Annotated in this window: 10 protein-coding genes; 6 read left to right on the top strand and 4 right to left on the bottom strand. The window is 69.2% G+C overall.

Annotation, left to right across the window (positions count from 1 at the left end):
- Positions 1-365: sulfotransferase (locus tag A6302_RS22875; RefSeq protein ID WP_210183311.1), on the top strand; the 365-nt coding region annotated here is incomplete at its 5' end.
- A gap of 213 nt (positions 366-578) precedes the next feature.
- Here the strand turns inward: A6302_RS22875 and A6302_RS10035 are convergent.
- The 4 genes from A6302_RS10035 to A6302_RS10020 all read right to left on the bottom strand — a co-directional run bounded on the left by A6302_RS10035 (position 579) and on the right by A6302_RS10020 (position 5091).
- The gene (locus A6302_RS10035) at positions 579-1028 is read right to left on the bottom strand and encodes a hypothetical protein (protein ID WP_141703636.1); all 450 of its coding nucleotides are present in this window, start codon (positions 1026-1028) and stop codon (positions 579-581) included.
- A complete protein-coding gene (locus tag A6302_RS10030; RefSeq protein WP_069306925.1) occupies positions 1018-2610 on the bottom strand; it encodes a peroxidase family protein in 1593 nt (530 codons plus the stop codon). Before A6302_RS10030 ends, A6302_RS10035 begins: the two co-directional genes overlap by 11 nt.
- Before the next feature lie 116 nt (positions 2611-2726).
- Positions 2727-3668 carry a hypothetical protein gene (locus A6302_RS10025; protein WP_141703634.1) on the bottom strand — a complete coding sequence of 314 codons (942 nt, stop codon included), beginning with the start codon at positions 3666-3668 and terminating at the stop codon, positions 2727-2729.
- A gap of 301 nt (positions 3669-3969) precedes the next feature.
- Entirely contained in the window at positions 3970-5091 is a 1122-nt protein-coding gene (locus A6302_RS10020; protein WP_141703632.1) for a phosphatase PAP2 family protein, read from the bottom strand.
- A 511-nt stretch (positions 5092-5602) separates the two neighbouring features.
- Here A6302_RS10020 and A6302_RS22130 point away from each other — a divergent pair.
- The 5 genes from A6302_RS22130 (at position 5603) to A6302_RS09995 (ending at position 8839) form a co-directional block, all read left to right on the top strand.
- Positions 5603-6109 (top strand): hypothetical protein, encoded by a 507-nt coding sequence (locus A6302_RS22130; RefSeq protein ID WP_141703630.1) that lies wholly within the window; start codon positions 5603-5605, stop codon positions 6107-6109.
- Positions 6110-6149: 40 nt separating this feature from the next.
- Positions 6150-7166 carry a YcaO-like family protein gene (locus tag A6302_RS10010; RefSeq protein WP_169833551.1) on the top strand — a complete coding sequence of 339 codons (1017 nt, stop codon included), beginning with the start codon at positions 6150-6152 and terminating at the stop codon, positions 7164-7166.
- On the top strand, positions 7163-7435 hold the full coding sequence (locus tag A6302_RS25285; RefSeq protein WP_069306920.1) for a YcaO-like family protein: 273 nt from the start codon (positions 7163-7165) through the stop codon (positions 7433-7435). The genes A6302_RS10010 and A6302_RS25285 overlap by 4 nt, the downstream gene beginning before the upstream one ends.
- A gap of 184 nt (positions 7436-7619) precedes the next feature.
- Positions 7620-8126, top strand: coding sequence for a CreA family protein (locus tag A6302_RS10000; protein WP_069306919.1), 507 nt, complete (start codon positions 7620-7622; stop codon positions 8124-8126).
- Between the two features lie 62 nt (positions 8127-8188).
- Positions 8189-8839: a RecX family transcriptional regulator gene (locus tag A6302_RS09995; RefSeq protein ID WP_083255665.1), complete on the top strand. Its 651-nt coding sequence runs from the start codon at positions 8189-8191 to the stop codon at positions 8837-8839.

Raw genomic sequence — 8839 nt, 5'->3', positions numbered from 1 at the left:
CCGAGCGCACGCCTGCATCCTGGCTCAAAAGCTACAAGGAATATTTCAGGGACCAGAACAACGCCTTGCGCACATGGATGTATGGCGTCGAACAGTTCTCTGGAAACGAAGATCACTATCTCAAGATGTTCAAGAAAAACAACAAGTCCGTCAAGAAGTATTTTGCCGGTCGACCGGACGATCTGCTCGTGATGGATCTTTCCAAGAAGGACGGCTGGCTGGAGCTCGTCAACTTCCTCGGCAAGGACTTTCTGCCCGCGTTCCCGCACAAGAATGTCGGCGTGGTCGGACGCGGCGGCAAGAAGGGCGCCAACCTGAACAAGGTGAGCAAGATGAGCAAGGTCAGCAGGAGGATTGCGGCGTAGTCCGTACGGGACGGCGCGTCGCGTCAGCCGTGCGGGCGATGGCGGCGCTGATCCCGGCAAGAGCCGGAAGGAAGCCGATCGCCGGTTTCGCCATCTTGTCCACGGCTGGATTGACCGGGGCATTCCCTGCCGGGAATGCCCCGTTCGTGTTGAGGCGATGGGGGTGGTCGGCCTTGGCGAGAGCCTGGCTGCAACCCGTGCGGCGCTCCGACCTCAGCGGCAGGACGAGAAGACGTAGTCCGCGACGCGCGAGAACAGGAACTCGGTGTTGGTCGGCGCGCGCGGCGTCTTGTTCAGATAGTCGCCGTAGAACGGCGGCACATAGCGCGGCCCGCCGCCGATCTGGTCGAGCGCGTTGACCTCCTGCTCGGAGCGCGTCAGCAGGTCCGGATCGGGCAGGCGCAGCTTCAACCCCTCGGCGTTGCTCTGGAAGAACTCGACGTCGGCGTCCTTGGCGATGCCGCTGAGCTCGATCACGCCGGCAAGGCGCCACATCTGCCGGTCCTTCTCGTAGACCGGGGTGGGGGCATTGGCGATGTTCGCCGCCATTTCCTCCAGCAGCTTCTTCACGGACTTCGGCCGGTCGGCCGGCACCATGCGGGCGAGCTTGGCGATGTAGGCGCCGACATGCTTCGGCGAGATGACATTCATTTCAACGGCCATGAGCAATTCCTCCACGTGTTACAAATTCAGGCCAGAAAACGATCAGCTGATCCATCGTCTCCGGTACGGCCCCCTCGCCGAAGACGGTATGGGTCCATGTCGAAAGCGCAGGGTCGTCCTCGACCCGCGCGGCGCTTGCCCGCCAGGCACCGAAGATCACCTCGGCCACCACGACCGAGCCGAGGAACCCCAGTCGGTTCCCGTCGCCGCCCCCAACCGCCGCCTTGGCCTCTGCCTCGAGCAGCGTGAAGAAATACAGCGGCGGATTGCGTCCGATCTCCTTGGCATCCGCCTTCGGAAGGAAGTCGTCCAGCCAGTTCACGGCCGCCTTCCGCCGCGCCTTGGCGTCGAAGGCCAGCCAGTCGTCCGCCCCCTCGGGCTTGAGCGGCAGGATGCGCTGGGAAAGTGCGTCGACGGTGAGCACGCCGATATCGAGACCACGGGCGAGGTCACGCAGCACGAGGTCGGACGTCCAGTTGCCGTAGCCCGGCGGGATCTGGACGCCGGCGTCCTCCACCAGCGTGCCGACGAGGCTCGGTGTGATCGGCTGCGCGAACTGGGCTTGCGGGCCGAAGAAGTGCCGCCAGTTGATCCGCCACTGCACGTCCAGCGGAAACTCGTAAGGGCGCTGCGAGGCGGTCTCGCCCAGCATCTCGCCGACATGCTGGGTCGGGATGAGGTCGTTGACCACGTAGTCGTGGCGCACCATCGAATGGCCGAAGCGGTAGACCGCATGGGAGAATTCGACCGGGAAGCGCCGTGCGCCGCCCTCCGGCGCGGTGTCCAGAAGTGCGCCGCCGCCCTGGTAGTGGGCGTAGACTGCCGGATGCAGCAGGCGCCGCATCAGATCCTTCACGACGAGCGTGCGGTAGACGAAGCGCGTCACCGTGCGGGCGGCCTCGAAGCGGCGCTTCGGCTTGTCGATGCCGGCAAGGGCATCGAAGGCGCGGTTGTGGAGCCGCAGGAACAGCGCCGTCAGCTGGGCGATGACGAGATTGTCGTCGTTGCGGCTGTCGGCGGCACAGAGCGGGATGGCGCCCGGCGCATGCATCGGGCAGCTGCGCGGCAGGTCGCCCGGCAGGTCCGTCCCCGGTCGCCGGCCGATCCGGCCGACCCGGAGCCGCCAGCGCGCCAGACTGTCGGTGCCCTCGCCGTAGAGGCCGAGGCGGTCGTTCTCCGGCCCCTTGCCATAGATGGTTTCAAGCAGCAGCGGCGCCCTGCGCAGCTGCGTCTGGTCGCCATCGGCGGGCACCGCCGCGTCGTCCACATGGGCAAAGTCGCCGCCCTCGATGTCGGTCACGTCGTGGCTGAGCAGCTGGGCAAGGTAGGTGTAGCCCGCCGGCACCGCGAAGCCGGGGGCCTCGGGCGCGCGGGCCATGGCGTCGGCCAGCGCCTGCAGCAGATCGAGGCTGCCCGGAACGTCGCCGGTGCCGGCATAGCGCTCGGCCGGCGTGCTCGGCCCGAACATGTTGCGGAAGCTCGTTGTGGCCAGCGGATCGTGCGGCAGCGGCACATCCGGCGTGCGCCGGTCGAGCGTGTTGTTGTCGACTGGGATGTCGTGCGTCTTCAGCAGTTTCGGCAAGTGTCGCCCCCCGGCAATGAGATGTTCAAGACACGTTCAGTGGTCCCGTTTCCCGTTGTCCCGCCCCCCGCAGCGACGCCGACAGCGCCCGCGTCTCCTGCAGATGCGACAGACAACTACGAGAGGCGGTTCCGCGCAAGTTCGGCCATGACGAGTTGCCCGCCGAGTTGCTTCGCCATGGCGACGAACGCCGCCTCGGTCGGATGAATCTCCGTCGCCCAGGTTGCCGGTTCGGTCAGGAGCGGCCGGTGATCGGTGACGATGACGCCGGGCACAGCACCGGTGCCGGCGGCGTTGCCGATCCGTCCGAGCATGTCGTAGGTGCCATCGCACAGCGTCGTCATCAGCTTCCGCTGCAACGCGGGCGTCCGGGCGCCCGCCGCCGTCAGGGCGGCGGCCAGCCAGCCGCCTCCCGCGGGGAAGGGGCCGTAGCCGTGCACGACCACGGGCAGGCCCGGCACGTTCGCGTGAACCTTGCGCACGACCCGCTCGACCATCGCCTGCATCGCCGAAAGCCGGAGCTGCAGCGTGCCCTGATCGATCACCACCTCGCCGAGGGCGCGGGCCTCCGGCAACGGGCGTAACAGGCCGGCGAAGCGGTCGGCGAACAGCAGGTCGGCGCCGCCGGAAAACAGGAAGGCGCGCGGCCGCCGTCCCCGGGCGGTCAGGTCGCGGTAGATGGCGCCGAACTCCTCGGCAAGGTCGACCGGCAGGGCGAAGGCGCTGCCGATGACGAGGACGTTGTGGGTGAGGTTGAGCATGTCGACGAGATCGACGTGGCCGAGCGGATAGTCGAACCAGGCGTCGCCCTGCGCCAGCAGCACGGGCGCGGTATCGCCGGCAGCGATCCGTCGCCAGAAGCGGCTGGCCTTGCGACGCCGCGCCTGGTCGTTGAGGTAACCGAGGACGCCCGGCACGTTCCCGACATCCGGCACGCGGCGCGGATCGGCGCGCAGCACCGGCTCGAGGCCGAGCTCGGGCACGACGTCGGCGATCACGAAGGGCGCCGCCGCCGACTTCGGGAGTTCGGGATCGGAAAGGAGGTCTTTCAGTTCCATCAGGCTCTTGCTCAGGTCCTCGTCTTCCAATTTCTGGCCCCAGGAAACATCGCGGGACGATGGAGGCGGCGCCGCGTCGAACCGCGCCGCAGGGCGGTGTCGATCGGCCCGTCCTGACACGACACATAGCGGGCCGACCGTCAGCGGAGCGTCAGCGCGTCCGAACCGGCGCGCAGCCAGACGGAAGGCGGCCGCCTTGCAGAAGAAAAAAGGGCCGCTCCGTACCCCCGTGCGGAGGCCCAGTGATGCGGGGGAGAAGGACACACGCATCGACCTCAAGTTCCCCCGCAGACCCGGGTGCCTAGTCGAGCGGACGCTGCCACCAGTCCTCGAAGCGGATCGGCTGGTCGTCGGCGCTGCGGATCTCGACGGAGACGTCGGCGCCGCTGCCCATGGTGGAAATCACGATCCGGTCGCCATCGAAGCCCGGAAATCGCATCGACACCGGCTCGGAGTAGTTCAGCATCTGCTCCTGCAGGATGCCGACGGCGATGCGTTCGCCGAGCCGGAGCGATTCGTGCACGTCGCTGGCGTGGTTGATGCCGGCCATCACGCAGCCGAAGCCGATGTTCGAGGCGAGCTTGTCGAGCTCGCCGGCGAGCGTCAGGCCGGCCGGATCGCCGTTGCCGCCCACGAGGGCGTTGCCGTCCGGCGTCGGCACGAAGACCTCGTCCATGCCGATGTCGGCAAGCGTCATCGGCTGCCAGTTCCCGCACTTCCAGCGATGGGTGCCGTGCGGCGGCAGGCTTTCGCGCCGGTACATCTCGAACATCGCCTTGAGGATGGTGATGCTGGTGCCGGCGACGGTGGCATGAGCCGAACCGTAGGCGGGATGCATCGGCGCGCCGTCGGCAAACGCGACCGGCAGCAGCAGGTTACGGACCATCCAGGCCGGCGGATCGAGGTCCAGATGGCGCAGTCCCGTGCCGCTGTTGCCCTCCGCGAGAGCGGCATTCTGCGCGGCGTTGTGCCCCTCGACGAGATCGGCGAGACCGCAGTCTTCCAGCGCCGCGACCATCGCCTTCAGCCGCGTCTCGGCGCCGCCGAGCCGGTAGGATTCCCGGCTGGCCGCCAGCGTCAGCATGCCGGCGAGTGCCTCGGGACGGGCCCGGCGATGGACGCAGAACTTCTGGCGGCGACAGATCCGCAGCGCCCGGCTCGAGGCTTCGGCCAGCAGCGCAAGCACGTGCGGCGCGCCGAAGGTGGCGCAGTTGGTGCGCCAGGGATGGTCCGGACCGCAGGGCAGGCCGCCCTCGAAGGGCGCGCCGCGGGCCAGCAGCACGAGGCAGGCGCCGAGTGCGCCCTGGTAGAGGAAGTCGTCGTTGACGAACACGGCGAGATCGCGCGGCGTGGTGATGAAGCGGCGCGTGGCGCGGGCGCGGGAGCCTCGCGCAGGTCCGCGCCGTTCTGGACGTCGAGCCATGGGCGCCAGGCGGTGAGATGGTCTGTGCCGGGCGCGATGCGGCGACGCGCTGGTCGAGCCGCTGGGCGCCGTAGGTGACGTATCCGCCTTCTGCGCCGTTACCGTCCACCACGTCCGGCGTACCGGCGAGCAGGAACTGCGAGACATAGGGGCCGCTGGCCGCCTTCGGCTCGGCGCCCCGGAACAGGCCGGCGGCGGTGAGGGCCGCTCCACCCAGGCGTCCGTCGCGCCGGCGGCGCTCGGCGGCACACAGGCCGCCGGACGATCCCGGCGCGGACGGAAAGGATGTCTCGGGCACGCCGTCCGGATCGAACCAGGCCAGGGCGCGGAGCGCCGCGGTGACGGTCGCAACCTCCCGTGCATCGCCGGCGGCGATCGTCGTGAAGGGTACGTCGCGGAGCAGTGCGGCGGCATAGAGTTCGGCGATCTCTGCGGTGAGTTCGCCGGAACCGAGGCGCGGGGCCGGGGGCATGGCCACGGCGGCGGCGTCCGGCCCCTCCAGGTCGAAGGCATGACCGGCGCGGGGGCTGTCCCAGGCCCGCCACTTCGGCATCTCCTCGACACCGTTCTTCACGATCCGCGTCGCATACTCCGCCTTCGCCGGCTTCGGCTGGAAGGCGCCGGGCGCCGCCGTGTTGATCGCGTTGACGAACACCGGATAGGCCTGTTCCTCGACGATCCCGAAATCGTCATGCTGCAGGCCCTTGGTGAAGCTCGACGGCCAGAAGCCGGTATACTCCGCCTCCTCGCCGTTCGAGGGGGCCGGCCGGTGCGGACGGGCGGCGGCAAGACGCGCCGCCTCGATCCGCTGGGCCTTCGCCTCGTCGGCACGCGGCTTGTCGTCGATCTCGGGGCGGGGATAGGCGATCTGCGGGAAGCAGGTCACGATGACGGGACGCGGGAACCTCGGCTGCATCGTTTGATCCTCCCCCTCGGAACGGTCAGCGGCGTTGCGTTGGGGAGAGACTGGCTGACCAAGCGTCAGCCGATCGTCAGGAGGCTTGCGGAGCCGCCCTGACGGCGATGATTTTCAGCCGCTGCAGATGACGGAGTGGCGCGTGGCCGAGACGGACTTTCGACTGACGGCGGCCGATGCGGCCGGGATGCTGGACGGGTCGATCCCGTCGCTCCTTGGTCCGCATGGTGGCGGTCCGGCGGTCGACGAGGACGCCCGCCGCCTGCTGCGCCTCGTGATGGCGCAGGATCTTGCCGTCGATCTGGTGCCGCTGTTCGGCGTCTGGCTTGCTGCCGCCAATGGCGCGGGTGCGTCCTTCTCCGGCCTCGGCTTTTCGCCGCAAAACGCGCTGCGGCGCTGTCTCGGCGAGGCGGCGGAATATCTGAGCTGGCGATTCGAGGCGACGACGGATCTGCCGCAGCTGTCAGCGGCGCCTGCGGGCGGACCGCGGCTCGATGCGCGCGCGGTCCTCGGCTTCTCCGACGATCAGATTGCCGACCGCACCGCGCTCAATGCCCGCTACGCCGGCCACGACGGCATCCCGTCCGGCGAACTGCTGCGCTGTCCCGATCACGGTGTCATGCTGCGGCGCCCGCGCGACGGCGCCGCAGTCTGGTGCCCGGCCCATCTCTGCCTCGGCGGCTTCGGGACCGCCATGCTCGCCGACCCGCAGGCCGACAGCGACAGCAACGGCTGCGCGGCCGGCCCGGATTACGCTGCGGCGACAGAGGCGGCGCTGGGCGAACTCGTCGAGCGCGATGCCGTCGGCCGCTGGTGGGCGGAGGGCAGGGCGGTTCCCGGCCTCCTGCCCGCTGGCCACGAGGATCCGATGGTTGCCCGTCTCGGACGCCATGAGGCCGAGACCGGCCGGCGAACGTGGTTCCTCGATCTCGGGCGCAGCTTCGGCCGTGCCGTCGTCGTCGCGGTGTCCGCCCGTCTCGACGGGCGCGAGGTCGCGGTTGGCCCCGGCTGCGCGGCGAGCGAGATCGAGGCACGCGACAAGGCGTTTCTCGAACTCGTCCAGGGCGAACTCGCCCTGCTCGGCATGGCGCGCGCCATGCGGCGGGACGCGCGCCGACACCGCGCGATTCGCGGCTCGCAGACTGGTGCGCCGAGGTGACGACGGAGCGGTTTTCGTTTCTGCTGCCGACCGGCGGCCGGCGGGCGGCAGAGGTATCGGCCGGCGAAAGCGTTGCGACGCTGCTCGCCCGCGAGGGCTTTGACGTCCACATCCACGATCTCACCCGCCCGGAGATCGGGATCGCGGCGGTGAAGGCGATCGTGCCTGGCCTTGCCCATGTCAAGCCGCGCCACGGCACGCTGCAGCGTCGTGCCGGCACGGATGCCGTGATGCCGGGCACGCCCGGACGGCCGCTTCTCGTGCTGTAGTCGGCGACGGACGCAGATTGCGACGAGGGCTCGGATCTCGTCCTTTCGTCGGCCTCCGCCGTCGTCAGCGCGTCATTTTATGCGGGCATCTGCAATTGCCGCTCCGCGATGCCTATGTTGTGGACGCGGGCCGCTGGCCCGATGATTTTCGTCACATGCCCTCACGCCAGGTGATCCTCGACCGATGCGCAGATCGATCCTTCTCGTCCTCGCCCTCCTGTTCGCCCTGCCGGCCCCGGCGCTCGCCGAAGGCCCGGATCTCGTCTTCAAGCGGTCGACGGTCTGGAAGTTCCTGACGCCGGACCACAAGCTGGCCGTCTACGGCATCGACGATCCGGCCGTCGAGGGCGTCGCATGCCACTACACGGTGCCCGAGAAGGGCGGCGTTTCCGGCATGTTCGGCGTGGCCGAGGAGGTGTCGGACATCTCCCTGGCCTGCCGCCAGATCGGCCCGATCGTCTTCAAGCAGAAGTTCGAGCAGGGCGAGGACATGTTCAGCCAGCGCCGGTCGCTGATCTTCAAGCGGATGCAGATCGTCCGCGGCTGCGACGTGCAGCGCAACGTGCTGGTCTACCTCGTCTATTCCGACAAGCTGATCGAGGGCAGCCCGAAGAACTCCACCTCCAGCGTGCCGATCATGCCCTGGGGCGACACGGCCGCCGCGAAATGCGGCGACTGGGTCGAGGACTGAGCGAACTCCGGGAGCGGCGGCAGCTTGACAGGGCGGGCCGCCTCGCCCACCTTGTTCCTGATATGTTCGAGCCCGAGTCCACGTCCTCCGATCCCGTTGTACGGCCGACATTTTCGGCCGAAAGCCTCAAGCGCGCCGCAATCCGGCATCTGGAGCGTTATGCGGCGTCGGAGAGCGATCTCCGCCGCGTGCTCGAACGCCGGATCGACCGGTTCCTGCGCCGCCGCGCCCGCGAGGAGGAGCGGCAGGACCGGGAGGATGGTCCGGTCATCCATGCGCCGTCGGCCAGCCTCCACGACGACGATCTGCGCGAGGCCATCGCGCAGGCGAACCGCAAGGCGGTCGACGACGTCGTGGCGCTCTGCCTGCGCTCCGGCCTCGTCGACGACCGCCGCTATGCCGAACTCAAGGTCGTCTCGGGACGCCGGCGCGGCTGGTCGCGGCGGCGGATCTCCGGCCTGCTCGCCGGCCACGGCGTCGACCGCGAACTGGCCGCCGCCGCGCTGGAGGGCGAGGGCGACGGCCGGGAGGAGGGGGAAGATCCCGAGTTTGCGGCAGCCTGCCGCTTCGTCCAGCGCCGCCGTCTCGGCCAGTTCCGCACCCGCGTGGTCGAGGATGCGACCACGAAGGACATCGCCGCTCTGATGCGGGCGGGATTCGCGCTGGCCGTCGCCCGCCGGGCGCTGGCCGCGTCCGGGGATGACGAAGGCTGA

This window comes from Methylobrevis pamukkalensis, from assembly GCF_001720135.1.
Classification (GTDB): domain Bacteria; phylum Pseudomonadota; class Alphaproteobacteria; order Rhizobiales; family Pleomorphomonadaceae; genus Methylobrevis; species Methylobrevis pamukkalensis.
This window is presented reverse-complemented; position numbering and strand designations above follow the sequence as displayed.